Source organism: Acinetobacter rongchengensis (assembly GCF_003611475.1).
Taxonomy (GTDB): domain Bacteria; phylum Pseudomonadota; class Gammaproteobacteria; order Pseudomonadales; family Moraxellaceae; genus Acinetobacter; species Acinetobacter rongchengensis.
The window spans coordinates 1-319 of the sequence record NZ_RAXT01000223.1; the positions used below are offsets into that span (position 1 = coordinate 1).

The following is a 319-nucleotide window of genomic DNA, read 5'->3' on the forward strand; positions in this document are numbered from 1 at the left end:
ATCTGCACGTACAGGAGCCAAGCCTCCTGCATAACGGCCGAATGGGGTACGAATGGCATCGATAATATAAGCGTCTTTCATGTCTTTTCTTCTCTTAATCTAAAATCCCTCCCAACCTCCCTTTAAGAAAGGGAGGAGTCATCCTATTTAGAAATCAAGGAAGTCCCCCTTTATCAAAGGGGGGATTTAGGGGGATTCAAATCCTTAATTCTGTTGCGTCGCATCAATCAACGTTGCACCGGTCAGTGCTTGTAATTCTGCGAAACTTAAACCGTCAACTTTCTCGATGACTTTTAAACCTTCAGTAGTGACATCAATC

General features: G+C 43.6%; 2 pseudogenes. Both read right to left on the reverse strand.

From position 1 onward, the window contains the following. A pseudogene (locus D7V20_RS20270) lies at nt 1–81 on the reverse strand (hypothetical protein); the annotation flags it as partial. Between the two features lie 123 nt (nt 82–204). Beyond that, nucleotides 205–319: pseudogene (locus tag D7V20_RS19640) on the reverse strand (3-oxoadipate CoA-transferase); the annotation flags it as partial.